24 protein-coding genes are annotated in these 24,926 nt (G+C 62.9%); 1 reads left to right on the top strand and 23 read right to left on the bottom strand.

The genetic code is table 11. The features are described 5' to 3' along the window. Positions 1 to 18: 18 nt before the first annotated feature. The 22 genes from rpsH to rpsL all read right to left on the bottom strand — a co-directional run bounded on the left by rpsH (position 19) and on the right by rpsL (position 18,098). The gene (gene rpsH / locus ACIPVK_RS04785; RefSeq protein WP_007271041.1) at positions 19 to 417 is read right to left on the bottom strand and encodes a 30S ribosomal protein S8; all 399 of its coding nucleotides are present in this window, start codon (positions 415 to 417) and stop codon (positions 19 to 21) included. Between the two features lie 62 nt (positions 418 to 479). Beyond that, entirely contained in the window at positions 480 to 1,049 is a 570-nt protein-coding gene (gene rplE / locus ACIPVK_RS04780; protein WP_407610815.1) for a 50S ribosomal protein L5, read from the bottom strand. Continuing rightward, positions 1,049 to 1,393 (bottom strand): 50S ribosomal protein L24, encoded by a 345-nt coding sequence (rplX, locus tag ACIPVK_RS04775; protein WP_071212944.1) that lies wholly within the window; start codon positions 1,391 to 1,393, stop codon positions 1,049 to 1,051. Before rplX ends, rplE begins: the two co-directional genes overlap by 1 nt. A 2-nt stretch (positions 1,394 to 1,395) precedes the next feature. Continuing rightward, a complete protein-coding gene (gene rplN / locus ACIPVK_RS04770) occupies positions 1,396 to 1,764 on the bottom strand; it encodes a 50S ribosomal protein L14 (protein WP_071212943.1) in 369 nt (122 codons plus the stop codon). 366 nt (positions 1,765 to 2,130) lie between these two features. Continuing rightward, positions 2,131 to 3,111, bottom strand: coding sequence for an endonuclease/exonuclease/phosphatase family protein (locus ACIPVK_RS04765; RefSeq protein ID WP_407610814.1), 981 nt, complete (start codon positions 3,109 to 3,111; stop codon positions 2,131 to 2,133). Positions 3,112 to 3,291: 180 nt separating this feature from the next. Continuing rightward, a complete protein-coding gene (gene rpsQ / locus ACIPVK_RS04760; protein ID WP_264270835.1) occupies positions 3,292 to 3,579 on the bottom strand; it encodes a 30S ribosomal protein S17 in 288 nt (95 codons plus the stop codon). Continuing rightward, the gene (rpmC, locus tag ACIPVK_RS04755) at positions 3,579 to 3,887 is read right to left on the bottom strand and encodes a 50S ribosomal protein L29 (protein WP_217389426.1); all 309 of its coding nucleotides are present in this window, start codon (positions 3,885 to 3,887) and stop codon (positions 3,579 to 3,581) included. The genes rpsQ and rpmC overlap by 1 nt, the downstream gene beginning before the upstream one ends. Positions 3,888 to 3,889: 2 nt before the next feature. Beyond that, on the bottom strand, positions 3,890 to 4,306 hold the full coding sequence (gene rplP, locus ACIPVK_RS04750; RefSeq protein ID WP_217389425.1) for a 50S ribosomal protein L16: 417 nt from the start codon (positions 4,304 to 4,306) through the stop codon (positions 3,890 to 3,892). Continuing rightward, positions 4,307 to 5,137, bottom strand: coding sequence for a 30S ribosomal protein S3 (gene rpsC, locus ACIPVK_RS04745; RefSeq protein WP_217389424.1), 831 nt, complete (start codon positions 5,135 to 5,137; stop codon positions 4,307 to 4,309). Next, the gene (gene rplV, locus ACIPVK_RS04740; RefSeq protein WP_071212937.1) at positions 5,138 to 5,503 is read right to left on the bottom strand and encodes a 50S ribosomal protein L22; all 366 of its coding nucleotides are present in this window, start codon (positions 5,501 to 5,503) and stop codon (positions 5,138 to 5,140) included. A gap of 57 nt (positions 5,504 to 5,560) precedes the next feature. Beyond that, positions 5,561 to 5,842, bottom strand: a complete 282-nt coding sequence (rpsS, locus tag ACIPVK_RS04735; RefSeq protein ID WP_068731512.1) for a 30S ribosomal protein S19 — start codon at positions 5,840 to 5,842, stop codon at positions 5,561 to 5,563. 12 nt (positions 5,843 to 5,854) lie between these two features. Then, positions 5,855 to 6,694 (bottom strand): 50S ribosomal protein L2, encoded by an 840-nt coding sequence (gene rplB, locus ACIPVK_RS04730; protein WP_217389423.1) that lies wholly within the window; start codon positions 6,692 to 6,694, stop codon positions 5,855 to 5,857. A gap of 30 nt (positions 6,695 to 6,724) precedes the next feature. Beyond that, positions 6,725 to 7,027 (bottom strand): 50S ribosomal protein L23, encoded by a 303-nt coding sequence (gene rplW, locus ACIPVK_RS04725; RefSeq protein WP_071212935.1) that lies wholly within the window; start codon positions 7,025 to 7,027, stop codon positions 6,725 to 6,727. Beyond that, positions 7,024 to 7,626 (bottom strand): 50S ribosomal protein L4, encoded by a 603-nt coding sequence (gene rplD / locus ACIPVK_RS04720; RefSeq protein ID WP_407610813.1) that lies wholly within the window; start codon positions 7,624 to 7,626, stop codon positions 7,024 to 7,026. The genes rplW and rplD overlap by 4 nt, the downstream gene beginning before the upstream one ends. 4 nt (positions 7,627 to 7,630) lie before the next feature. Then, a complete protein-coding gene (gene rplC / locus ACIPVK_RS04715) occupies positions 7,631 to 8,281 on the bottom strand; it encodes a 50S ribosomal protein L3 (protein ID WP_407610812.1) in 651 nt (216 codons plus the stop codon). Positions 8,282 to 8,300: 19 nt separating this feature from the next. Continuing rightward, complete coding sequence (rpsJ, locus tag ACIPVK_RS04710) at positions 8,301 to 8,609, bottom strand: 30S ribosomal protein S10 (protein WP_003803825.1); 309 nt, start codon at positions 8,607 to 8,609, stop codon at positions 8,301 to 8,303. A gap of 547 nt (positions 8,610 to 9,156) precedes the next feature. After that, positions 9,157 to 9,285, bottom strand: a complete 129-nt coding sequence (locus ACIPVK_RS04705) for a hypothetical protein (RefSeq protein WP_407610811.1) — start codon at positions 9,283 to 9,285, stop codon at positions 9,157 to 9,159. A 90-nt stretch (positions 9,286 to 9,375) separates the two neighbouring features. Continuing rightward, positions 9,376 to 13,419: a hypothetical protein gene (locus tag ACIPVK_RS04700; RefSeq protein ID WP_407610810.1), complete on the bottom strand. Its 4,044-nt coding sequence runs from the start codon at positions 13,417 to 13,419 to the stop codon at positions 9,376 to 9,378. Between the two features lie 213 nt (positions 13,420 to 13,632). Beyond that, positions 13,633 to 14,823, bottom strand: a complete 1,191-nt coding sequence (tuf, locus tag ACIPVK_RS04695) for an elongation factor Tu (protein WP_217389418.1) — start codon at positions 14,821 to 14,823, stop codon at positions 13,633 to 13,635. A 234-nt stretch (positions 14,824 to 15,057) separates the two neighbouring features. Continuing rightward, positions 15,058 to 17,172, bottom strand: coding sequence for an elongation factor G (fusA, locus tag ACIPVK_RS04690; protein ID WP_407610809.1), 2,115 nt, complete (start codon positions 17,170 to 17,172; stop codon positions 15,058 to 15,060). An 81-nt stretch (positions 17,173 to 17,253) separates the two neighbouring features. Continuing rightward, entirely contained in the window at positions 17,254 to 17,724 is a 471-nt protein-coding gene (gene rpsG, locus ACIPVK_RS04685; protein ID WP_407610808.1) for a 30S ribosomal protein S7, read from the bottom strand. Then, a complete protein-coding gene (gene rpsL / locus ACIPVK_RS04680; protein WP_068731493.1) occupies positions 17,724 to 18,098 on the bottom strand; it encodes a 30S ribosomal protein S12 in 375 nt (124 codons plus the stop codon). The genes rpsG and rpsL overlap by 1 nt, the downstream gene beginning before the upstream one ends. 526 nt (positions 18,099 to 18,624) lie before the next feature. Between rpsL and ACIPVK_RS04675 the strand changes: the two genes are divergently transcribed. Next, on the top strand, positions 18,625 to 20,397 hold the full coding sequence (locus ACIPVK_RS04675; protein ID WP_407610807.1) for a DUF222 domain-containing protein: 1,773 nt from the start codon (positions 18,625 to 18,627) through the stop codon (positions 20,395 to 20,397). Between the two features lie 474 nt (positions 20,398 to 20,871). On the opposite strand, the gene ACIPVK_RS04670 is transcribed toward ACIPVK_RS04675, so the two are convergent. After that, a complete protein-coding gene (locus ACIPVK_RS04670) occupies positions 20,872 to 24,765 on the bottom strand; it encodes a DNA-directed RNA polymerase subunit beta' (protein ID WP_407610806.1) in 3,894 nt (1,297 codons plus the stop codon). Positions 24,766 to 24,926: the final 161 nt, after the last annotated feature.

Here is a 24,926-nt window from a genome sequence, read left to right as displayed (position 1 = left end):
TTCTTTCTCCCTTTCCCGTTACCAGACGTAGGCGAGGACTTCCCCACCTACACCCTTCTTGGCTGCCTGGCGGTCGGTAAGCAGACCGGAGGACGTGGACAGGATTGCAATGCCGAGGCCACCAAGGACGTGCGGCAAGTTGGTGGACTTTGCGTATACACGCAGGCCCGGCTTCGAAATACGGCGGACGCCAGCGATTGAACGCTCGCGGCTCGGGCCGAACTTCAGGGTGATGGTCAGCTTCTTGCCAACCTCTGCTGCTTCCTCAACGAACGAGGCGATGTAGCCCTGTTCCTTCAAGATCTGGGCAACGCGCACCTTCAGCTTGGACGACGGCATGGAAACCGTGTCGTGGTAAGCCGAGTTGGCGTTGCGCAGACGCGTCAGCATATCTGCGACAGGATCTGTCATTGTCATTTGGGCTTCTGCCCTTCCTCGCTACGGTTTCCGCGCAAGCGCGGACCTGCAACGTAGTTGATCTAGTTGGCGGTCTTGAACGGGAAGCCCAGGGCCTTGAGCAAGGCGCGGCCTTCGTCGTCGGTCTTCGCGGTGGTCACTACGGTGATGTCCATGCCGCGAACGCGGTCGATGGAATCAACATCGATTTCGTGGAACATGGACTGTTCCGTGAGACCGAAGGTGTAGTTGCCGTTGCCGTCGAACTGCTTCGGGCTCAGGCCACGGAAGTCACGGATACGCGGCAGGGCCAGCGTAACCAAACGGTCCACGAATTCCCACATGCGATCTCCGCGCAGGGTGGCGTGGGTACCAATCGGCATGCCTTCGCGCAGCTTGAACTGTGCGATCGACTTGCGTGCCTTGGTAACCAACGGCTTCTGGCCGGTGATGGCGGTGAGGTCGCGAACTGCGCCTTCGATGAGCTTGGAGTCCTTGGCGGCTTCGCCGACACCCATGTTCACAACAACCTTGACCAGACCCGGAACCTGCATCGGGTTGGCGTAGTTGAATTCGCTCTTCAGAGTTTCGCGGATTTCGGCGTTGTACTTGGCCTTCAGGCGAGGCTGGATGTTCACAGCTGCTTCAGTCATTACAGTGCCTTTCCGGAAGACTTGGCGAAGCGAACACGGACGGTCTTGGACACGCCGTTCTTCTCCACGGTTTCCTCGCGGAAGCCAACGCGGGTCGGCTTCTTGGTTTCCGGGTCAACGATTGCGACATTCGAGATGTGCATGGGGGCCTCAACGACCTCAATGCCACCGGTCTGCGTGCCACGCTCGGTCTGGCCGGCCTTGGTGTGCTTGGTGACGCGGTTGACACCCTCAACAAGAACGCGCTGTGCTGCCGGGAATACCTTCAGCACCTTGCCCTGCTTGTTGCGGTCGGAACCGGCGATGACCTGAACGAGGTCACCCTTCTTAATCTTTGCACCCATGGTTACAGTACCTCCGGAGCCAGGGAAACGATCTTCATGAACTTCTTGTCGCGAAGTTCACGACCCACCGGACCGAAAATACGGGTACCGCGGGGCTCACCGTCAGCCTTGAGGATGACAGCTGCGTTCTCGTCGAACTTGATGTAGGAACCGTCGACGCGGCGACGTTCCTTCTTGGTGCGAACGATGACAGCCTTGACGACGTCACCCTTCTTTACGTTTCCGCCCGGGATTGCATCCTTGACGGTGGCGACGATTACGTCGCCAATGCCTGCATAGCGACGGCCAGAGCCACCGAGAACACGAATGGTAAGGATTTCCTTAGCACCGGTGTTGTCGGCAACCTTCAGTCGCGATTCCTGCTGAATCACTTTTTACTCCTGTCGTCTCGCTGGTTCTCCTAGGGAGCCTTGCGGAACGGATATGGTCCATCTCAGCTTCTGCTTACCCCCACCTCCATACACCGCTGTTCGCAACGCACGAGTGCGCAACAACATGATGCTGGGGAAGCAGGGCCGAGGCTTAGGCTCAGAGCTATGCCGCACGACTTTCGGGCCCGTAAAAAACCCTCCGGCCGCACTATGCGTCAGGCAGGAGGTGGATAGTCCCCATACATAACGCGCACAGAAAATAAAGTCTACCGCAAGGATGCGCGATCCCGAAACCATGTGCTAGGGGGAAACCGGGGGTCGTTGCTCACACGAACCCCTGGATCCGGCACCGGTCGGCGCCAGCCGTCAGCGGCAGGATGACAGCTGCGCGACGATGCCGTGGTGGTCGGTGCCAGGTACCGAAAAGCGTTCGGCGTCGCGCACCGCGAGCCCACGCACCAGGACGTGGTCGATGGCCGCGAATGCCGGAATGGCCGAGTCGGCGGGCCAGGTGCCTGCCGCCCACGGCCCCCAGGCCGGGGAAGCCTCGGCGAGGCCCGCGGCAAGCGTGCGGAAATGGGGGTGTGCGGTCGTGGCGTTGAAGTCCCCAGCCAGCACCAGCGGCATGCCCGCGTGTTCCTCTTTCCAGGCCGCGAGGCGGTACAGCGAGCTAGCCCAGGATGAGGGTGCGTAGGTCGGCGGCGCCGGGTGGATCCCCGCCACCCGAATTCGCCCCGCCTCCGGATGCTCGATGACGGCCACGGGCGCATCGAAGAGTGCGCCCTGCGACTGCAGCACCGCCGGCGCTTCTTCGCGCAGCGGATACCTGGAGAGGAACACGGTGTCAACGCTGCCGCCGGTGAACACCTCGCCGGTCCGGTGGGTGTAGGCCCAGTCCAGGGATTCGGCCGCCAGCGCCTTGAGCAGCGGCTCGCTGGTTTCGACAAGCACGAGGATGGCCGGGTCCGATTCGCCGATCACCGCCGCGAGGGACGACGCATCGGCGTGGCCGCGCCCGGCATTGAGCGACACCACCGTCAGCGGCGCCCCTGGGCTGCACGTCGTTCCGGCGCTCGGCGCGAGAACCGGAACCACTGAGGCAGCGGCAAGGACCAGTAGCACCACGGCCGGGATGAAGGAGCGACGGCACGCCAGCACCGCGCACATGCCCAGCGCCGCGAGAAACAGCAACGGCAGCAGCGCCTGGAGCACCGCCAGGATCGCGGAGGAGCCGATCGACAGGTGAGGCAACACGGCCAGGAACGCCCCGGGAACCGACACCGCCAGCAGGCGCCGCGACAGCGGCGCACGCAGATCCGACGACTCTGCCGTCCAGTCCCTTGCCATTGGTGGTCCCCCATTCATGAGTCAACATTCCTGCGGCGACAGCGCCGGGTCTCCCCCGGCCACCCATGCTACCTACGTGACATGGGCGGAAACGCAAAACACCCCGGTACCGGCTGGATAATCCAGCGGTCCCGGGGTGTTGAGCTTGGTTCACGTCAGAGTGAAAACCAGCGAAAGGGCTTACTTGGCCTTTTCGAGGATTTCCACGAGGCGCCAGCGCTTGTCGGCAGACAGCGGGCGGGTCTCGGCGATGAGAACGAGGTCGCCGATGCCGGCGCTGTTCTCTTCGTCGTGAGCCTTGACGTTCTTGTTGCGACGCATGACCTTGCCGTAAAGGGCGTGCTTCACACGGTCCTCAACGTCAACGACGATGGTCTTCTGCATCTTGTCGGAAACCACGTACCCGCGGAGGGTCTTGCGGTCGTTGCGCTCTGAAGCTGCATCCACGACGTTCTCCTTCTCGCTCATTACTTGGCTTCCTCAGTTGCTTCAGCAGCTTCGGCCTTCTTCGAAGACTTCTTGGCCTTCGTGGCTTCCTCTACTGGGACAACAACGTCCGGACGAATGCCCAGCTCGCGTTCGCGCAGCACCGTGTAGATGCGAGCGATATCGCGCTTGACAGTCTTCAGGTTGCCATGCGATTCGAGCTGGCCGGTAGCCGACTGGAAACGGAGGTTGAACAACTCCTCCTTGGCCTTCTTAAGCTCCTCGACCAGACGGGCGTTATCAAAGCCGTCCAGTGCTTCGGTTGCTAGATCCTTGGATCCGATTGCCATTCCTATTCACCACCTTCGCGACGCACAATGCGTGCCTTCAACGGCAGCTTGTGGATTGCAAGGCGCAGGGCCTCGCGTGCTACCTCATCACTGACACCGGAGAGTTCAAAGAGAACCCGTCCCGGCTTTACGTTTGCGACCCACCATTCCGGCGAACCCTTACCGGAACCCATGCGGGTTTCGGCAGGCTTCTTCGTCAGCGGACGGTCCGGATAAATGTTGATCCAGACCTTACCGCCACGCTTGATGTGGCGGGTCATTGCGATACGAGCTGCCTCGATCTGGCGGTTGGTAACGTAGGCCGGTGTAAGGGCCTGGATACCGTACTCACCGAAGGCTACCGTGGTACCGCCCGAAGCTGCGCCACTCCGATTGGGGTGGTGCTGCTTGCGGTACTTTACTCGGCGTGGGATAAGCATTTAAGCCTGTCCTCCTTCTGCAACTGCTGCTGCAGGAGCCTCAACAGCCGGAGCTGCTTCTGCACCTGGAGCGGCGTTGCGCTCGGGGCGACGACGACGCTCGCCACCTTCGGGACGTCCACCCGGACGTCCACCCGGACGATCGCCGCGGCCGCGGGCCGGAGCTGCAGCAGCCTGGGCTGCCAGTTCCTTCGAAGTTACGTCGCCCTTGTAGATCCAGACCTTCACGCCGATGCGGCCGAAGGTGGTCTTGGCTTCGAACTTGCCGTAGTCGATGTTCGCACGCAGGGTGTGCAGCGGCACACGACCTTCGCGGTAGAACTCCTTGCGGGACATTTCTGCACCGCCAAGACGACCGGAGCACTGCACGCGGATGCCCTTGGCACCTGCGCGCATTGCCGACTGCATGGCCTTCTTCATCGCGCGGCGGAAAGCCACACGCGAAGCAAGCTGCTCGGCAATGCCCTGGGCAACAAGCTGAGCTTCGATCTCGGGGTTCTTGACCTCGAGGATGTTCAGCTGAACCTGCTTTGCGGTGAGCTTTTCGAGCTCGCCACGGATGCGATCGGCTTCGGCGCCGCGGCGACCGATAACGATGCCGGGACGTGCGGTGTGGATATCCACACGAACACGGTCACGGGTACGCTCGATCTCCACGCGGGCGATGCCGGCGCGCTCCATGCCAACGGTCATCAGTTCGCGGATACGGATGTCTTCTTTTACGAAGTCCTTGTAACGCTGACCGACCTTGGTGCTGTCGGCGAACCAGTGCGAAACATGGTCGGTAGTGATACCGAGTCGGAACCCATGCGGGTTAACCTTCTGTCCCATTTACTCTTCCCCACCCTTCTTAGGGGTTGCGACGACCACAGTGATGTGGCTCGTGCGCTTCTTGATCTGGTATGCCCGACCCTGAGCACGCGGCTGGAACCGCTTCATGGTCGGACCCTCGTCAACAAACGCTTCGCTGATGAACAGCTCGTCTTCGTTGAACGCGACACCCTCGCGGTCTGCGGCGGCACGGGCGTTAGCCACTGCCGATGCTACAACCTTGAACACTGGCTCTGAAGCTGCCTGCGGGGCAAACTTCAGGATCGCCAGTGCTTCGTTCGTCTGCTTGCCACGAACAAGGTTGACGACGCGCCGGGCCTTCATAGGCGTCACGCGGATATGGCGCGCAATTGCCTTGGCTTCCATTGCTTTCCTTCTCTCGTCTCTCGAAGAAGTGCTAAGCACTCGCTAAACCCTTGCGGGTTAGCGGCGCTTGCCCTTCTTGTCGTCCTTCACGTGGCTGCGGAACGTCCGGGTCGGGCTGAACTCGCCGAGCTTGTGCCCGACCATCGACTCGGTGACAAACACGGGGATGTGCTTACGTCCGTCATGAACGGCGATCGTGTGCCCGAGCATGTCGGGGATGATCATCGAACGGCGGGACCACGTCTTAATGACGTTCTTGGTGCCCTTTTCGTTCTCAGCAGCTACCTTGACAAACAGGTGCTGATCGACGAAGGGGCCTTTCTTCAGGCTGCGTGGCATGTTTCCAGGCTCCTATCGCTTGTTCTTGCCGGTACGGCGACGGCGGACAATCATCTTGTCGCTGTCCTTGTTCGGACGACGAGTGCGTCCTTCGCGCTTGCCGTTCGGGTTGACCGGGTGACGTCCACCGGACGTCTTACCCTCGCCACCACCGTGCGGGTGGTCAACAGGGTTCATGGCGACACCACGGACGGTCGGGCGAACGCCCTTCCAGCGCATGCGGCCGGCCTTGCCCCAGTTGATGTTCGACTGCTCGGCGTTTCCGACCTCGCCGACGGTTGCGCGGCAGCGCACGTCAACGTTGCGGATTTCGCCGGAAGGCAAACGCAGCTGAGCGAAGCGACCCTCACGGGCCACCAGCTGAACCGAGGCACCTGCGGAACGAGCCATCTTGGCACCGCCACCGGGACGCAACTCCACAGCGTGGATAACAGTACCCACCGGGATGTTGCGCAACGGCAGGTTGTTGCCGGGCTTGATGTCGGCGTTTGCGCCGGCTTCGATCGTGTCACCCTGGGAGAGCTTGTTCGGTGCAATGATGTAACGCTTGGTTCCATCAATGTAGTGAAGAAGCGCAATGCGGGCGGTGCGGTTCGGGTCGTACTCGATGTGAGCGACCTTTGCCGGCACGCCGTCCTTGTCGTGGCGACGGAAGTCGATCAGACGGTACTGGCGCTTGTGTCCGCCACCCTTGTGACGAGTGGTGATCTTACCGGTGTTGTTGCGGCCGCCAGTCTTGTGGAGCGGGCGAAGCAGCGACTTTTCCGGAGTTGATCGCGTGATTTCTGCGAAGTCGGCTACGCTCGAGCCGCGAAGGCCCGGGGTAGTCGGCTTGTATTTACGGATTCCCATAGTTTAATTCCTCGTTAAAGTGGTCTCCGCTTAGGAAAGCGGACCGCCGAAGATGTCAATCGAGCCTTCCTTCAGGGAGACGATCGCACGCTTGGTAGCCTTGCGCGTCCCCCATCCGAACTTGGTGCGCTTGCGCTTGCCGGCACGATTGAGGGTGTTTACGGAGTCAACCTTGACCGAGAAGATGGCTTCCACGGCGTTCTTGATTTCCGTCTTGTTTGAACGCGGGTCAACCAAGAAGGTGTACTTGCCTTCGTCGATCAGACCGTAGCTCTTTTCCGAAACGACGGGTGCGATGACCACATCGTGCGGAGCCTTAGAGAAGGTGCTCATTTGGCTTCCTCCTTCTGGACCAGGGCATCGAAAGCGGCCTTGGTGAAGACGACGTCGTCGGAAACCAGCACATCGTAAGTGTTGAGCTGGTCTACGTACAGGACGTGGACCTCGGGGAGGTTACGGACCGAAAGGGCCGCAACATCGTTGGCGCGCTCGATGACTACGAGCAGGTTCTTGCGCTCGGACAGAGCGCGCAGGGTTGCCAGTGCGGCCTTGGTGTTCGGCGTGGTGCCTTCAACCAGTGCTTCAATGACGTGAACGCGGTTGTTGCGAGCGCGGTCAGACAGGGCGCCGCGCAGTGCAGCAGCCTTCATCTTCTTGGGGGTGCGCTGGCTGTAGTCGCGAGGAGTCGGACCGTGGACAACGCCACCGCCGGTCATGTGAGGAGCACGGATTGAACCCTGACGGGCGCGGCCGGTGCCCTTCTGCTTGAACGGCTTGCGACCGGCACCGGAAACCTCGGCGCGGTTCTTGGTCTTGTGCGTACCCTGGCGAGCAGCTGCCAGCTGGGCCACGACGACCTGGTGCAGCAGCGGAACGTTGGTCTGAACGTCGAAGATCTCCGAAGGGAGTTCTACGTTAAGTGCCTTAGACATTTAGTTATGCTCCCTTCACAGCGGTGCGCACGAGAACGACGCGGCCGCGGGCGCCGGGAACGGCACCCTTGATCAGCAGGAGGTTCTTCTCGGCATCCACAGCGTGAACGGTGAGGTTCTGCGTGGTGACGCGCTCGGCGCCCATGCGACCGGCCATCTTCTGGCCCTGGAACACACGGCCCGGGGTCGATGCGCCGCCGATGGAGCCCGGCTTACGGTGGTTCTTGTGAGCACCGTGCGATGCCGGAGCACCGTGGAAGCCGTGGCGCTTCATAACGCCGGCGAAGCCCTTACCCTTGGAAGTTCCAACGACGTCGACCTTCTGGCCGGCGGCGAAGATTTCGACGGAGAGTTCCTGGCCTGCGGCGTAGGACTCGGCGTCGGCAGTGCGCAGCTCAACGACGTGGCGGCGCGGGGTGACCCCTGCTGCCTCGAAGTGGCCGGCCAGCGGCTTGGTGACCTTGCGCGGGTCGATCTGGCCGTAGCCGATCTGAACCGCGGTGTAGCCATCACGCTCGGCGTTGCGCAGCTGAGTGACGACATTGCTGTCGGCCTGTACGACGGTTACCGGGATGAGGTTGTTGTTCTCGTCCCAAACCTGGGTCATGCCGAGCTTCGTGCCCAACAGTCCCTTGACATTACGGGTTGCGGTCATAGTTTTCTCGCCACCTCCCCTAGAGCTTGATTTCGATGTTGACATCCGCCGGCAGGTCAAGACGCATCAGCGAATCTACGGCCTTCGGGGTCGGATCGATGATGTCGATCAGACGCTTGTGCGTGCGCATTTCAAAGTGCTCACGGCTGTCTTTGTACTTGTGGGGCGAACGGATAACGCAGTACACGTTCTTTTCCGTCGGCAGCGGCACTGGGCCGACTACGGTTGCGCCAGCGCGCGTCACCGTCTCAACGATCTTCCGGGCAGAAACGTCAATGACCTCGTGGTCATACGACTTCAGCCGGATGCGGATTTTTTGTCCCGCCATGGCGTGATGCCTCTTTCTAATTAGCACTCTCTGTACAGTTACTGTGCCCTACGGGTCCAATAGTGGACCGGCACGCTTCGCATCGAACTGAATCCGGATAAATCCGGGTTCCTCAATCCGCCGAAGCCCGACCCCCGCGCTCGGGCGTGTCGCGTTTGAAAGCGATACGAATCCGATGGATGCGTGGGGGACATTGTCAATGTTTCCAAAAATTCGGTTGTATTGCTCCCCAGCCCCGGGCATTATCCCGGGTGAGACACAATCTCGGTTGAAACCCTGTGCCCCGGTGTCGGTTTCCCGATCAGCAGACACGAAGCATGGAAATGCTCACGAACAACTTGTCTAGTGTGTCAGGTTCCGGGCCCAAACGCCAAATCTTCGTTCTCCCCCCGCCGGCGGCCGGGGGACGCGAAGGTGTCGGGACCGGAATTTCACCAAGTCGCAACGGAGGGAAAATCGCCGGAATTCCGGTCCGCGCATCCGCACGTCCGCCCCGATCGGAGGATTCGCGCGTGAGCAACCTCACGGAGCGCCCGATCCGGCTCGGCTACTGTTCGTCGCCGTTGGCCCGCCGGATATCCTTCGCCCGCTGGATCTCACTGGAAAACTGTTTGCGCACGCGCATGACCACCACGACGACAACCACCACGATGAGTACGACTATCAAGAACTTCATGCTGCCAGCCTAACCGCCGGCCGCACGCCGGTCACCACTTGCGGGCGCTCAGCGTGCTCCATCGCTGGGGGCCCGGCCGCGCGGCCGACGTCACGGCATGCCATTTCCTTGCTCGGGCGCCACCGGGCCCGGACCTTCACCGGGGCCCTGGGGTTCCTGGCCGGCCGCGGGCAGGTTCTTGCCGGGGGCCTGGCCCGCGTACGGGTTGTGAATCGATGCCGAGGGGCCCGGCTCCGTCCACGCCCCCGGGGTTCCGGGCTGCTTGTGTGGACCGTGCGGACCGGCACCGCTGTGGTCGGCATTCCCCGCCGGCGGATAACCGGGGCCCGGGGTCGTCTGGAATTGCGAGCCCTTGTTCATTTTGCCCAGCTTCCACAGGGCCAGCACAATCAGGCCGGCGGCGATCAGCAGCAGCAGGATGAAAGTGAATCCGCGCAAGAACCACAGCACGGCCGCGGCAACTCCGACCGCTCCCCACACGGTGAAGATCTTGCGGTTGGTCAGCAAGCCGAACACCAGCAATGCGGTGAAGCTCAGCAAGACCACCAGCTGCTGGCCCAAGCTCGAGGAAAGGATCGTCCCCATCCCGGCCATCGAAAGCAGTGCGGCGGAGGCTCCCAGGACGAACGTCGCGTTCCGTTCGCGATTGCGCCAGAACTCGTACGCGGCCAGCAGTCCCAACGTGATGATCCAGTAGTAGAGGGCGGCAAAGGCGCCCGTCCCGTCGACGGCAACCCACCAGCACCGGTGGATGACCGCGGCACCGGCCAAAGCTGCGCCCTCGTATCCGGTTTCCCGCAGGCGCGAGGGCACTTCGAGCGCCGCGGCGGCAAAGACCGCCACCAGCAGCATCACTCCCCCGGCATAGACGTACCGATCCACATCGTCGGCCAGGCCCAGCAGCCCGCCCAGACCCAGGGCCGCCAAGGCCGCGGAAAAGAGCACCCGCGCGTGGGCGGGGCCCCAACCGGATCCCCGCTTGGCCACCGCCGCGAAACCCACTTCTTCGCCACTGAAGCGTCCACCGAAGAGGGCCATGATCAGCAGGACGACGAAGCTCGCTCCCAGCCCGAGCATGGTGTCCAGGGGTTCACTCCCCTGTTCCCCGGCCAGGACGTGGATGAATTCGACTCCGCGCAGCGAGGCAAGGAGCACCAACGCGGCGGTGCCGAGCAACAGCAGCGGGATGCCCCACGTCGCCGCGAAGATGGTGGCGCCCGCCGCGCCCATCAGGCCGGCCGCCAGCTGCCATCCCGGCTCGGACCGATCCTGCAGCCCGGTCAGGGCGACCCAGTACATCAGGGCGACCGCTGCCCGCACCCAGCGGTACTCGGTTCCGCCCACGCCGCGCAACTCGACCGCCAGGATGCCGATCAGCAGGACCACCAGGACGGTGCTTGCCGTGTTCTCGCCCCACAGCGGGGTGGGCAGCCAGCCGCCGGATCGCAGGTCCCCGCCCAGGGCCGGTGTCAGGACCAGACCAAGGAATCCGAGCGCGGCCGGAATAAACGCGTAGCGGAAGGCGGGAATGCGTGCCGACTGGGTCTTCGCCAGCACTCCGGCGAACGCCAGGAGGCACAGGGCCTGAATGAGCAGGCCGGCCTGGTCCAGATCTCCGGACCGGTCGGCAAGATAGACGGCCGGGATCAGCAACAGCAGCACCAGTGCCGCGATGCCCATGAGACTGCGCGGATCATCCAGCCTCACCGCGGTTCCGCGCCGGGACAGGACAGCGCGCACCGATTGCGGCAGGGCGACGGTGAAGGCAAGGAGCGCATACTGCCCGTGCCCGTCCATGTGGAAGCGATCGGCCACGTGCCATGCCGTTGAGGAGAAGAGGACCTGGGCCAAGATGGAATAGCCCACGCGGACGTGCACTTCGGTGCCCGCCAGGATCCGAATGCCCACGTATCCCAGTCCCAGCACGGCAACAAGTTCCACCAGCCAGGACGGGTTGCGGCCCGAGCCGATCCCCAGGCCGGCGGCCAGGGCGACCAGTCCGCCCAGGTGGATGAGCGCGACCTGGCCCCTATCGGAGCTCGGCACCGGGGCCCCTGCGCGGCGGTAGCCCAGGACGAGGGTGGCACCCACGAGGCCGACGGCCAGCAACAGCCACATCAGGATCAGGTCCCATTGGTGGCCCAGCCACAGCTGGGTGCCCCAGCCGACGACGGCGATGTCCACCTCCGCACGGGTCAGGGAACCGCCCCAGCCCGCGACCACGGCCAGGAACCAGAGCGTGGCGGAAGCGAAGAGCACTCCCCCGGCAAAGAACAGCGATTCACCCAAGGCCTGGATCCGGGCCGTACCGTCGGTCCGGATCGACGCATCGGAGGGCCCGCCCTTGCGCAGCAACGCGATGGCCCAGCCCACCTGGGCTAGAAGTGCCAAGATGACGCCGACCAGGCTTGCCACCTCAATGGCCCGGGCCAGGGCCAGGGCATAGCCCGATCCGCTTCCGGATACGGCTCCGAGCCCGTCGGCAAACCTCGGCTGCAGCACCCAGCCCGCCGCGGCGAAGGAAAAGAGTGCCCCGGCGACGGCGACGGAGGCGATCCGCGCGGCCCATCGAAGCAGAAGTTGTCCCGCACCGGTGGCGTCGCGCGCCAGCAACCAGGTGGCGAGCACCGCTGCGGCGATCACAATGCCCTGGCGCCCGTGGTTTCCAGCTGTCGGTTCAACGTACGCGAGCACTGCCGCACCCAGCGGAATCCAGCGGAAGTGTCCGCCCAGTTTCAGGCCGACGGCAAGGCCTGCGAGCAGCAGGAGCGCCAGTGCCCAGTTCAGGTCCAGCTGTTCCCCGGTACCGAGGCGGCCTGCATAGCGCGGCCATCCCTCCACGCCCACGATGGTGCAAAGCGCCGCGGCCGCGAACAGCAGCCAGGTTTCGGTTTCCACCAGACGCGGGCGAACTCGCAGTTTGCGCGAGTACAACCCGGCGCGGTGCGCCAGCAAAACGACTTGCGCCAGCAACAGCGCGGCCATGATCCTGAAGATGTTCGTCAGCGACATCTCGGCAGCATGCAGGAACGAGCCGATGCTGAGCATGGCTGCGGCGCGGGCAGCAGCCAAATGCCAAAAGCGTTCGCCGGCCGGCGCCGTGAAGAGTGCCACCGCGTAGTACGCGGCCGCTGCCGCAAAGAGCCAGGCATAATCCCGGTCCTCAAGCACGGCCGCCGACACCACGGCGGCCAGCAACGTCGCCGGAACCAGGTAGCGGTGGGCGATCGTAAAGGACTGCACGTATATATTGGTGACCCAGCGCGGCCTCAAGAAGCCAACCAGCAAGATGGCGGCGGCCAGCAGCATGCTGAAGAGGAAATAGTAGATCAGCCCGCGGTTGAGCACCGCGCCCCCGGAATAGGCGGTGGAGACCAGGAAGGTGGTGGACAGCCCGGCAATGATCTTGGACTGCAGCCGTCCCGCGGCGTAGACGAACGCCGCAGTGCCCACCACGGAAGTGACGAACCAGCTGGCACCGGGGGTTTCGGAGAGCAGGAGATAGTGCGCGAGCCCTGTCATCGGGATCAGTGCCAATCCGGTCGCGGTGAAGGCAGCTGCCGCCGGACGCAGGCGCTCGCTTTGCGCGTGCATCACAAGACCCGCGAAGTAGAACCCGAAGGCCACGATGCCAAGGCCCACGACCTTGGCCTGCGCCGGCAGGGCCAGCGCGATGAAGAGCGATGCCGAGGCCACCATGAGGAGCGCCGCAACATAAAGCGTGATGTTGATGTTGCGCAGTGCCCTCACGCGCGGGTCAACCGGTGCCGGGGGCACGTATGGCGGCGGAGCGGGACGCGTCGGCGCCGGGACTTTGACCGGGGCCGTCGGTGCCGAACCGTCCGGCGTGGCCTCCGCTTGGGTGGCGGCGCGTGGCCGATGCTGCTCCGCCGCCGAACTTACAGGGGCACCGGCGTGCTGCGGCGTCGGCCCGGGTGATGGTTCGGCAGGCAAAGAGGCCGCCTTCGCTGCGTCGAAGCCCAGCTGCCAGGCCTCGGCCAGCGCCGAGCGGTCGGGCAAGCGGTCCGCGGCGCCCTGCCGCGATGTCGCGTTCCGGGCCGCCTTCCACTTGCCCAGGAAGAACCCGGCAACGAACATGAGTCCAGCCACCACGATCAGGATGAACCCGTCCATCGGTTTCCCGCCTTCACCTATGAGTTTGCACCGCCCGAAATTTCGGGCTGCCTGCGGATTCCAGCCTATCCTATTCAGACCATTCGTTTGATATAAACGCGCGGACATTTTTGCTGCCTCGTGCCCGGCACACGAAAAGACCCCCGCCGCACTGTCGAAACAGTGCTGCGGGGGTCTTTTCTAGACCGTTAGGTCAAGATCTGCGAAGTAAACTTACGCGGTGATCTTGGTAACGCGTCCCGAACCAACGGTGCGGCCGCCTTCGCGAATTGCGAAGCCGAGGCCCTCTTCCATGGCGATCGGCTGGATCAGCACGACAGACATTTCGGTGTTGTCGCCGGGCATAACCATTTCCGTGCCTTCCGGCAGGGTGATAACGCCGGTGACGTCCGTGGTGCGGAAGTAGAACTGCGGGCGGTAGTTCGAGTAGAACGGGTTGTGGCGTCCACCCTCGTCCTTGGACAGGATGTAGACGTTGGCCTCGAACTCGGTGTGCGGGGTGATGGAACCCGGCTTCACGATGACCTGGCCACGCTCTACGTCTTCGCGCTTGATACCGCGAAGCAGCAGACCACAGTTCTCGCCGGCCCATGCCTCGTCGAGCTGCTTGTGGAACATCTCGATACCGGTAACCGTGGTCTTCTGGACCGGGCGGATGCCGACGATCTCGACCTCGGAGTTGATGGCGAGGGTACCACGCTCGGCGCGGCCCGTAACAACGGTGCCACGACCGGTGATGGTGAAGACGTCTTCAACCGGCATCAGGAACGGCTTGTCGCGGTCACGAACCGGGTCCGGCACGTGGTTGTCGACAGCTTCCATCAGGTCCTCAACGGCCTTGACCCAAACCGGGTCGCCTTCGAGTGCCTTCAGACCGGAAACGCGCACAACAGGTGCCTCGTCGCCGTCGAAGCCCTGCGAGGAGAGAAGTTCGCGAACTTCCATTTCCACGAGGTCGAGGAGCTCTTCGTCATCAACCATGTCGGACTTGTTCAGTGCGACCAGCAGGTAGGGAACGCCAACCTGGCGGGCGAGCAGAACGTGCTCGCGGGTCTGAGCCATCGGGCCGTCAGTGGCGGCAACCACGAGGATTGCACCGTCCATCTGTGCAGCACCGGTGATCATGTTCTTGATGTAGTCAGCGTGACCCGGGGCGTCAACGTGCGCGTAGTGGCGCTTCTCGGTCTGGTACTCGACGTGAGAGATGTTGATGGTAATGCCGCGCTGGCGCTCTTCCGGCGCCGAGTCGATCTGCGAGAAATCGCGCTGCTCGTTCAAATCCGGGTACTTGTCAGCAAGCACCTTCGAAATGGCGGCCGTCAACGTGGTCTTACCGTGGTCAACGTGACCAATGGTGCCGATGTTGACGTGCGGCTTGGTCCGCTCGAACTTTGCCTTTGCCACAGGTTCCTCCTAGAAACGTTTACAGAAGACGTACCTCGCCCACTCGGATCGCGGGCGAACTTATGCAAGTCTACTGGGGGCTTAGTGAAATGTTTAAATTGTGGTTAGCTGCAGGATCCGGCAATGGATCCGTTAGTTGGCCTGGCGTGGCCGGATTGGATTTCTCCGCACCGGCCCCACCGTGCGGCCACTCACCCGAGACTCGGGTTCACGGCCTATGTTGGTCCTAAGCGATTACTCGCCGCGGTTCTTCTGGATGATCTCGTCGGCAACTGCCTTCGGGACCTCTGCATAGCTGGAGAAGGTCATCGAGTACACGGCGCGGCCCTGGGTCTTGGAACGCAGGTCACCAATGTAACCGAACATTTCAGACAGCGGAACCGTTGCGCGAATGACCTTCACGCCTGCTGCGTCTTCCATCGAAGCGATGGAGCCACGGCGGGAGTTCAAGTCACCGATGACGTCGCCCATGTACTCCTCGGGAGTACGGACTTCGACATCCATGACCGGCTCGAGGATGATCGGCTGGGCGCGGCGTGCGCCTTCCTTGAACACCTGGGAACCAGCGATCTTGAACGCCATTTCCGAGGAGTCAACGTCGTGGTAGGCACCGTCGAGGAGGGTAGCCTTGACGCCCACCATCGGGTAGCCGGCCAGGATGCCGAACTGCATGGCGTCCTGGATACCTGCGTCGACCGAAGGGATGTATTCGCGAGGAATACGGCCGCCGGTTACGCCGTTCTTGAACTCGTAGATGACACCTTCAACAACTTCCAGAGGCTCGAACGAGACCTGGACCTTTGCGAACTGGCCGGAACCACCGGTCTGCTTCTTGTGGGTGAAGTCAACCTTCTCCACAGCCTTCTTGATGGTTTCGCGGTAAGCAACCTGCGGCTTGCCGACATTGGCTTCAACGCGGAATTCGCGGCGCATGCGGTCCACCAGGATGTCCAGGTGGAGCTCGCCCATGCCGCCGATTTCGGTCTGGCCGGTGTCTTCGTTGAGGGAGACGGTGAACGTCGGGTCCTCGGCCGAAAGCTTCTGGATGGCCGTGGAGAGCTTCTCCTGGTCACCCTTGGTCTTCGGTTCGATCGCCACGAAGATCACGGGATCGGGGAAGGACATCGACTCGAGCACGATCGGGTGTGCCGGATCGCACAAGGTGTCACCGGTGGTGGTGTCCTTGAGGCCGATCACTGCGTAGATGTGACCCGCGTGGATCTCGTCTACGGGCATTTCCTTGTTGGCGTGCATCTGGAAGAGCTTGCCGATGCGCTCCTTCTTCTGTTTCGTCGAGTTCAACAGCTGGGTGCCGGAAACGGCCTTGCCGGAGTACACGCGAATGAAGTTGAGCTGCCCGAAGAACGGGTGCGCAGCAATCTTGAAGGCCAGGGCCGAGAACGGATCGGTTTCATTCGGCTCGCGCTTGAGCTCGATTTCCTCGTTCTTCGGATCGGTACCGATCGTCGCGCCAACATCCATGGGATTCGGCAGGAAGTCGATGACAGCATCGAGCATCGGCTGAACGCCACGGTTCTTGAAAGCGGAACCACAGAAGACCGGGTAGATCTCGGAGTTGATAACCATCTTGCGGATGCCGGCCTTGAGCTCAGCAACGCTGATCTCTTCGCCTTCGAGGAACTTCTCCATGAGCTCGTCAGAGCCCTCGGCGACGTCCTCAACCAGCTTGGCGCGGTATTCCTCAGCCTTTTCCTGCAGGTCGGCCGGGATTTCGCGGGTCTCGTAGGCGGCACCCATGGTGACGTCACCCTTGGAGTCGCCTTCCCAGACGAATGCCTTCATGCTCAGCAGGTCGACAACGCCGGTGAACTCCGACTCGGAGCCGATCGGCAGCTGCATGACCAGCGGCTTGGCGCCAAGACGCTTGATGATGGTGTCCACGGTGAAGTAGAAGTCAGCACCCAGCTTGTCCATCTTGTTGACGAAGCAGATACGCGGCACGTTGTACTTGTCGGCCTGGCGCCAAACAGTCTCGGACTGCGGCTCCACGCCTTCCTTGCCATCGAACACGGCAACTGCGCCGTCGAGGACGCGCAGCGAGCGCTCAACCTCAACGGTGAAGTCAACGTGGCCCGGGGTGTCAATGATGTTGATCTGGTTGTTGTTCCAGAAGCAGGTCACGGCGGCAGACGTGATAGTAATGCCGCGCTCCTTTTCCTGCTCCATCCAGTCAGTCGTCGAGGCACCATCGTGCGTTTCGCCGAGCTTGTGGTTCACACCCGTGTAGAACAGGATGCGTTCCGTAGTAGTGGTCTTACCGGCATCAATGTGAGCCATGATACCGATATTGCGGACCTTGTTAAGGTCGGTAAGCACGTCCTGTGCCACGATGTCTCCCTTTGTAGGTTAAGTCCGAAACGTTGGCGGAACTGATCTGCGATCAATCCCGCCAACCGGACTAAACGCTTTTTACCAGCGGTAGTGGGCGAAGGCCTTGTTGGACTCTGCCATCTTGTGCGTGTCTTCGCGACGCTTGACAGCGGCACCCAGACCATTCGATGCGTCGAGGATCTCGTTCATGAGACGCTCGATCATCGTCTTCTCGCGGCGAGCCTTGGAGTAGCCGACGAGCCAGCGGAGAGCCAGCGCGGTGGAGCGTCCGGGCTTGACCTCAACAGGAACCTGGTAGGTTGCGCCACCGACACGGCGGGAGCGAACTTCGAGGGCCGGGCGGATGTTATCCATGGCCTTCTTCAGGGTCACAACCGGGTCGGCGCTGTTCTTGGCTGCCGCACCTTCGAGTGCACCGTAAACGATACGCTCTGCAGTGGACTTCTTGCCATCAACCAAGACCTTGTTGATCAGCTGGGTAACGAGGGGGGAACCGTAAACCGGATCCGAGACGAGGGGGCGCGCTGGCGCCGGGCCCTTACGAGGCATTACTTACCTTCCTTCTTGGCACCGTAGCGAGAACGAGCTTGCTTACGGTTCTTCACACCCTGGGTATCGAGGGCACCACGGACGATCTTGTAGCGCACACCCGGAAGGTCCTTCACACGACCACCGCGAACGAGCACGATGGAGTGTTCCTGAAGGTTGTGACCAACACCAGGGATGTAAGCGGTCACTTCAACGCCACCTGCAAGGCGCACACGTGCGACCTTACGAAGTGCGGAGTTCGGCTTCTTCGGGGTCGTGGTGTACACACGGGTGCATACGCCACGACGCATCGGGTTGCCCTTGAGGGCTGGGGCCTTGGTCTTTTTGACCTTCGGCGAGCGGCCCTTGCGGACCAGCTGCTGAATAGTAGGCACTTTCGTGTCCTCCGGTTTCTTGTTCTGCGGCGCCGCCCACAATCAAACTGCTTGGAGACGCTGCGTTTATAGTCGTTTCATCACAGCGACTTCGGAATTGACCCTAGGCGTGCGAAAGTGTGGCATCTGTTGCGCAACCTACCCGCAACCCGGACCGTGTCCATTTGCCACACATGAAAAACAATTACCCCTAGCTTAGCACGCGCAATGCGTCTCCACCGACGCAGGGTCTCCCCCATGGGCCGATGGGGTACAGATCACTTAATCCCGTGCGGGACCCGGCGCATCCCCGCCAACCGATGTGCACATGGCTGTTACCCGCCCGCCGCCGTGGCGTCGCTTCCCGTTCCCGCAAAGTTGTCCAGGTCTTCGCCCTCTCCCCCGTGTCCAAGGCGTCGGCGGGGCGGCGCCTTCCCGGAACATTCACCCAATCAATGCCCCGGCGTCGACGCAAGCTTGGGTGGAGTTGTCCACATCCCCGCAGCCTTCCCGCCCACCGGCGCAGGAATGGGCTCATCGTGGATACATGACACAGATGGCATCGCTGGCAGGAGCCGGGTTGGCTGGACTCCAGCAACTCCTGGCACCGTCCGCGGAAGGCACGGATACTCCGGTATCCGAGCCACCCGTGGACGACCAGTTGCGCCTGCTTGCCGTGCTGACTCCCTTGTTGCGCACGCTGCTGGACACGATCGCCGACTCCGTCACCCCGTCCCCGGTGCGCGCCACCCTGTTGGCGCTTCTGACCGAGGACCTGGCCCGCCTCATCGGCCGCGCCCAGATCGTCGCTGCCGGCAAGATCGAGGATTCCGATGCACACACCTTGAAGGAAGCGCCTCTGGCCGAGTTGCACCGCATCCACGCCAATCTCGCCGGCTTCATCGACGGCTCCGCTTCGCTTCCGGCCGATCAATGCAACGGCCAGGGAACCAAGATGCTCTTCCGCGACGCAACCGAGATGGCCCGGGACCAGCTGCATCTCTCCTCCGCCCAGTCCAAGCAGCGTTTGGCCACCCGCGATCTGTTGCTGCCCCGCACCGGATTCAACGGGGTGCCCGTGGCGCCCCGATTCCCCCGGCTTTCCAAGGTGTTCAACAACGGCAGCGCCGATCCCGCTCAGGTGGCGCAGGCCGCCCAGCGCCTGCTGGCGTTGCAACCGGGAATCGACGCGCAGGCGTGCCCCGAGGAAGCCGCCGAGCTCATAGAGGGCCAGGTGGCCGAGTCGTTGCTCACCCGCAATCCGACCGGCACCGGCAACCTGATCAAGAGCATCTCCGCCCGGCTCGACGCCGAGGCCTTGGAACGCGGCGAGGCCCGGATGCTGCCCCACTTGGGACTCTCCTTCAAGGGCCGGCAGGCCCGCGGCTACATCTGGGAAATGTGCACCGATCTGGCGGGCCACGAGAGGCTTTCGCAACTCTCCGACCAGCTGGCCAATCCCCGCTCCGCCTTCGGAAACACGACGCATGCCCCGTCGACGCCGGACACCGAGGCAAACGTCGGCGGCCAGCCTCAGCTTCCGGGAATTCCCGACGACGTACCCGCCCCCGCGGCACCCACCATCCCCGCATGGGCCATCGATCCCGACGTTCCGGAGGACCAGCGCCCGCGGGCGGGGTTCACCGACGTGGGCCAGGAACTCACCGTGCCGGAGCCGGCCCCGGAACTCGTGCCGTTGCCGGGCGAAAGTACCGCAGAGGCGCGGCAACGGGCCAAGGCCAGGGCATTGCTACAGTTCGTGTTCGACTCCATCAGATACGCTGCCGACGGGGACGGGAAGGACGCATCGGCGATGCCGCTGAAGCCCAACGTCGACTTGATCGTCACGATCTCGTGGGATTCACTCGTCGGAAAGCTCAACGATCCGGGCATCACGGCCCGCAACAACTTGGTCTCCGCGGGATATGTCCGCCGGTTGGCCTGCACAGCGAACGTCATTCCGGCGGTGTTGGGCAGTAAATCGGAGCCGCTCGATCTGGGACGGAAGCAACGCTTCTTCAGCAGGGCGCAACGCAGGGCCATGCTTCTGCGGGACAAGGGGTGCATCAATCCCGGCTGCACCATGGCCGCCCACCGCTGCGAAGCGAACCACATCAAGCCCTGGTATTTGGGCGGTGAGACCAATCTGGCCAACGGCGGACTGCTGTGCCCCGTGTGTCACGCTTCGTTCCATGCCGGCCATTTCCGGATCCTGGTGGTCGACGCGATCCCCTACGTGCTCCAATCGGTCGCGCGCGATCCCGAACAACGACTCCGACGAAACTGGGTCTTTCACCCCGAGGCCGAAAGCCTCGCATAGGCCGACCTCACCAGCGGCATAGGCTTCGTGGCCCCGTCGCCCGCGCGGACCACCGGCCTGCGGCCCATTGCCCGCGTCCCCGGACTAGGATACTTATCCCCTGAATGACGTTGCCACTGATAGTGTCTGGTGCCGCATGCTTCGGCACATCTTCCCCGGCCGGACAACCCGCCGGGACCACGCAGGACCCAATAGCGATCCGCCGCTGGCGCGCGAATCAGGTGCGGTTGCACCTAGTGGAGAATCGCGCCTGTCCCATCGCATACGGGCAAAGCTGGCCGACATCCCCCGCCGGCCCTGTTCCGTGGCCGCCCGGGTCGGACATCTCCGCCAGTCGCCGCAGCCCCGTTTTCCAAGCACAAAAAAGGCCGGCCCGCACCGCGCTCCCATCCCCTTGCGAGGAAGGATGCGCGGCACGGGCCGGCCTCGTTGCGTGGCCTTCTCCCCGGGGCGGCCGGGGAGAAGTGCTACGCCTTAGCGGAAATCGTTGCCGAGATCGTAGTCATCCATGGCGATGGCGTGGAATTCCGGGCTGAGGCCCGGCTCCAGACCTTCGTAGTCCATGCCGGTGGAGAATGCGGACTGGCCGGTGAACAGCGAAGCCTTCGCTGCCTCGGTCGGTTCCACGTTCACCTGGGTGTAGCGGTCCAGGCCGGTGCCGGCCGGGATCAGCTTACCGATGATGACGTTTTCCTTCAGGCCGAGCAACGGATCGGACTTGCCTTCCATTGCGGCCTGGGTCAGGACACGCGTGGTCTCCTGGAAGGACGCGGCCGAGAGCCAGGAATCGGTGGCCAAGGAAGCCTTGGTGATACCCATCAGCTCGTCACGACCCGAGGCCGGACGCTTGCCCTCGGAGACAGCCTTGCGGTTCTCCGACTGGAAGCGTGCCTTGTCGGCAAGCTCGCCCGGCAGCAGGTCGGTGTCGCCCGACTCGATGACGGTGATGCGGCGAAGCATCTGGCGAACGATGACTTCCACGTGCTTGTCGTGGATGCCAACACCCTGGGACTGGTAGACCTCCTGGACTTCGCGGACGAGGAACTTCTGTGCCTCTCGCGGGCCAAGAACTCGCAGAACCTGCTTCGGGTCGATCGCACCTGCAACCAGCTGCTGGCCAACGGTGACGGACTCGCCCTCGACGACCAACAGACGTGCACGACGCAGCACCGGGTAGGCGATTTCTTCGTCGCCGTTGTCCGGGGTGATGACAACGCGAAGCTGCTTCTCGCTGTCCTCGATCGTGACGCGGCCGGCGACCTCGGAGATCGGGGCGACACCCTTGGGGGTACGCGCCTCGAAGAGCTCCTGGATACGCGGCAGACCCTGGGTGATATCTTCCGCGGAAGCAGCGCCACCGGTGTGGAAGGTACGCATGGTCAGCTGGGTACCGGGCTCACCAATGGACTGTGCGGCAATAATGCCCACTGCCTCACCGATGTCCACGGTCTTGCCGCTGGCAAGGGAGCGTCCGTAGCACAGTGCACAGGTTCCGACGGCCGACTCACAGGTCAGCACGGAGCGGACCTTGATCTCGGTGACACCGGCGTTGAACAGCTCGTCGATGAGCACGTCGCCCACGTCCGCGCCGCCCTGAGCCAGCACCTTGCCCTCTGCGTCGGTCACATCGGTGGCCAACGTACGGGTGTAGGCCGAGTTCTCGACGGTTTCGTGCATGCGCACGGTGCCGATCTCATCGGTGTATGCAATCGGCACGTTCAGGCCGCGGCTGGTGCCGCAGTCGAGTTCGCGCACGATGACATCCTGCGAGACGTCCACCAGACGACGGGTCAGGTAACCCGAGTTGGCGGTCTTCAGCGCGGTATCGGCCAGACCCTTACGGGCACCGTGGGTGGCGATGAAGTACTCGAGAACCGACAGGCCTTCGCGGTAGGAAGACTTGATCGGACGCGGGATGATCTCGCCCTTAGGGTTGGACACCAGACCACGGATACCGGCAATCTGGCGCAACTGCAGCCAGTTACCACGAGCCTTTGAGGTCACCATTCGGTTAATGGTGTTCAGCTCTTCCATGCCGTTCTTCATGGCCTCGGCAACCTCGTCGGTCGCCTTGGTCCAGATGTCGATCAGGTCCTGGCGACGCTCGGAGTCCGCAATCAGGCCCTTGTCGTACTGCGACTGGACGCGGCGCGCCTTCTCCTCGTACGGGGCAAGGATCGAAGCCTTGTCCATGTTCGAGGTGATGTCGGAGATGGCGACGGTGACACCCGAGCGGGTGGCCCACTTGAAGCCTGCATCCTTCAGGTTGTCCAGCGTTGCCGCGGTGACGACCTTCGGGTAGCGCTCGGCCAGGTCGTTGACGATCTCGGAGAGAGCGTCCTTCCCTGCAACCTGCTCAACCCACGGGTAGTCCGCCGGCAGGGTCTCGTTGAAGAGAACCTGTCCAAGCGTCGTGGGAATGAGTGCTTCGGTGCCCTCGACCCAACCCTCCGGTGCCGGCTGGTCCGCGGACGGGACAAAGCCCGTGACGCGGATCTTCACCGGCGAGTTGAGGTGCAGTTCGCCGCGGTCCATGGCCATTATGGCCTCGGAGGTCGAGGAGAACGCACGACCGGCGCCCTTTTCGTCCAGGCGCTTGGTGGTCAAGTGGTGCAGACCGATGATCATATCCTGCGAAGGCAATGCAACCGGGCGGCCGTCGGACGGCTTCAGGATGTTGTTCGAGGACAGCATCAGGATGCGGGCCTCGGCCTGGGCCTCGGGGCTCAGCGGCAGGTGGACTGCCATCTGGTCACCGTCGAAGTCGGCGTTGAAGGCGGCACAAACCAACGGGTGCAGCTGAAGGGCCTTGCCTTCAACCAGCTGAGGTTCGAACGCCTGGATGCCCAAACGGTGCAGGGTAGGTGCACGGTTCAGCAGCACCGGGTGCTCGGTGATGATCTCTTCGAGAACATCCCAAACCTGCGGACGGTAACGCTCGACCATGCGCTTGGCGCTCTTGATGTTCTGTGCGTGGTTGAGGTCAACCAGGCGCTTCATCACGAACGGCTTGAAGAGCTCCAGGGCCATCTGCTTGGGCAGACCACACTGGTGCAGCTTCAGCTGCGGGCCGACCACGATGACCGAACGGCCCGAGTAGTCAACGCGCTTGCCGAGGAGGTTCTGGCGGAATCGTCCCTGCTTGCCCTTGAGCATGTCGCTCAGGGACTTCAGCGGACGGTTGCCCGGACCGGTCACCGGACGACCACGACGGCCGTTGTCGAAGAGCGAGTCCACAGCTTCCTGCAGCATGCGCTTTTCGTTGTTCACGATGATTTCCGGCGCGCCCAGGTCCAACAAGCGCTTGAGGCGGTTGTTGCGGTTGATCACGCGGCGGTACAGGTCGTTGAGGTCGGAGGTCGCGAAGCGGCCACCGTCCAACTGCACCATCGGGCGCAGTTCCGGCGGAATCACCGGAACGGCGTCCAGGACCATGCCCAACGGGGAGTTGGTCGTGGTCAGGAACGCGTTGACGACCTTGAGGCGCTTCAGGGCACGCGTCTTACGCTGGCCCTTGCCGTTCTCGATGATCTCGCGAAGGATCTCGGCTTCCGCTTCCATGTCGAAGCCCTCGAGGCGCTTCTTGATGGCTTCGGCGCCCATGGAGCCCTCGAAGTACAGTCCGTAGCGTTCGCGCAGCGAACGGAACAGGCCTTCGTCTCCCTCGAGGTCTGCGACCTTGAGGTTCTTGAAGCGGTCCCAGACCTGGTCAAGGCGCTCGATGTCGGCGTCGGCGCGCTTACGCACCTGGGCCATCGTCTTGTCGGCCAGGTCGCGGGCCTTCTTCTTCTCCGCTGCCTTGGCACCGTCGGCTTCGAGGGCAGCAAGCTGGTCCTCGAGGTCGCGGGCGATGGCGGCAATGTCGGAGTCGCGGGTGTCAACCAGCTGCTTGCGTTCCAGGTCATGCTGGGCCTGGAGGTTCGGCAGCTCGGCGTGGCGGCGCTCTTCGTCAACGGCGGTAACCATGTAGGCGGCGAAGTAGATGATCTTCTCAAGATCCTTCGGAGCCAGGTCAAGCAGGTAGCCCAAGCGCGAGGGAACGCCCTTGAAGTACCAGATGTGGGTCACCGGAGCGGCGAGCTCGATGTGGCCCATGCGCTCGCGACGGACCTTGGCGCGGGTGACTTCGACGCCACAGCGCTCGCAAATGATGCCCTTGAAACGCACGCGCTTGTACTTGCCGCAGCTGCACTCCCAGTCACGGGTCGGACCGAAGATCTTTTCGCAGAAAAGACCGTCCTTCTCCGGCTTGAGGGTGCGGTAGTTGATGGTTTCGGGCTTCTTTACCTCGCCGTAGCTCCACCCGCGGATCTCTTCCGCAGTTGCCAGGCCGATGCGCATGAGGCCGAATGAGGATTCGCTGGACATATGGTCCTTATCTCTCTTCTAAGTTCTCTGAAGTCTAATGTGGTGAGGTGTTCGCGGATCCGGAGCGGATCCGCGCTCACCGTTGGGTCTGGAAGAATTCCAGTTCCGTGGCGTGCCCCGGGGCCTGGGGAGTGCTGCGGGCCTGTGGCCCCCAGCACTCC

It is taken from the genome of Paeniglutamicibacter sp. MACA_103, assembly GCF_045798555.1.
In the GTDB taxonomy this organism is placed as follows: Bacteria; Actinomycetota; Actinomycetes; order Actinomycetales; family Micrococcaceae; genus Paeniglutamicibacter.
Note: the sequence above shows the minus strand (reverse complement) of the source record. Positions and strands in the feature narration are given on the sequence as shown.

Coding starts and splice junctions, on each gene's coding strand:
- rplE (WP_407610815.1), bottom strand. CDS start 1,049: ATGACTGAAGCAGCTGTGAACATCCAGCCTCGCCTGAAGGCCAAGTAC.
- rpmC (WP_217389426.1), bottom strand. CDS start 3,887: ATGGCAATCGGATCCAAGGATCTAGCAACCGAAGCACTGGACGGCTTT.
- ACIPVK_RS04700 (WP_407610810.1), bottom strand. CDS start 13,419: ATGGACGGGTTCATCCTGATCGTGGTGGCTGGACTCATGTTCGTTGCC.
- rpsJ (WP_003803825.1), bottom strand. CDS start 8,609: ATGGCGGGACAAAAAATCCGCATCCGGCTGAAGTCGTATGACCACGAG.
- ACIPVK_RS04705 (WP_407610811.1), bottom strand. CDS start 9,285: ATGAAGTTCTTGATAGTCGTACTCATCGTGGTGGTTGTCGTCGTGGTG.
- rplD (WP_407610813.1), bottom strand. CDS start 7,626: ATGTCTAAGGCACTTAACGTAGAACTCCCTTCGGAGATCTTCGACGTT.
- rplC (WP_407610812.1), bottom strand. CDS start 8,281: ATGACCGCAACCCGTAATGTCAAGGGACTGTTGGGCACGAAGCTCGGC.
- ACIPVK_RS04670 (WP_407610806.1), bottom strand. CDS start 24,765: ATGTCCAGCGAATCCTCATTCGGCCTCATGCGCATCGGCCTGGCAACT.
- rplV (WP_071212937.1), bottom strand. CDS start 5,503: ATGGAAGCCAAGGCAATTGCGCGCCATATCCGCGTGACGCCTATGAAG.
- rpsG (WP_407610808.1), bottom strand. CDS start 17,724: ATGCCTCGTAAGGGCCCGGCGCCAGCGCGCCCCCTCGTCTCGGATCCG.
- rpsQ (WP_264270835.1), bottom strand. CDS start 3,579: ATGAGCGAGAAGGAGAACGTCGTGGATGCAGCTTCAGAGCGCAACGAC.
- rpsC (WP_217389424.1), bottom strand. CDS start 5,137: ATGGGACAGAAGGTTAACCCGCATGGGTTCCGACTCGGTATCACTACC.
- rplW (WP_071212935.1), bottom strand. CDS start 7,027: ATGAGCACCTTCTCTAAGGCTCCGCACGATGTGGTCATCGCACCCGTC.
- rpsH (WP_007271041.1), bottom strand. CDS start 417: ATGACAATGACAGATCCTGTCGCAGATATGCTGACGCGTCTGCGCAAC.
- ACIPVK_RS04765 (WP_407610814.1), bottom strand. CDS start 3,111: ATGGCAAGGGACTGGACGGCAGAGTCGTCGGATCTGCGTGCGCCGCTG.
- rpsS (WP_068731512.1), bottom strand. CDS start 5,842: ATGCCACGCAGCCTGAAGAAAGGCCCCTTCGTCGATCAGCACCTGTTT.
- rplX (WP_071212944.1), bottom strand. CDS start 1,393: ATGGGTGCAAAGATTAAGAAGGGTGACCTCGTTCAGGTCATCGCCGGT.
- ACIPVK_RS04675 (WP_407610807.1), top strand. CDS start 18,625: ATGACACAGATGGCATCGCTGGCAGGAGCCGGGTTGGCTGGACTCCAG.
- rplB (WP_217389423.1), bottom strand. CDS start 6,694: ATGGGAATCCGTAAATACAAGCCGACTACCCCGGGCCTTCGCGGCTCG.
- rplP (WP_217389425.1), bottom strand. CDS start 4,306: ATGCTTATCCCACGCCGAGTAAAGTACCGCAAGCAGCACCACCCCAAT.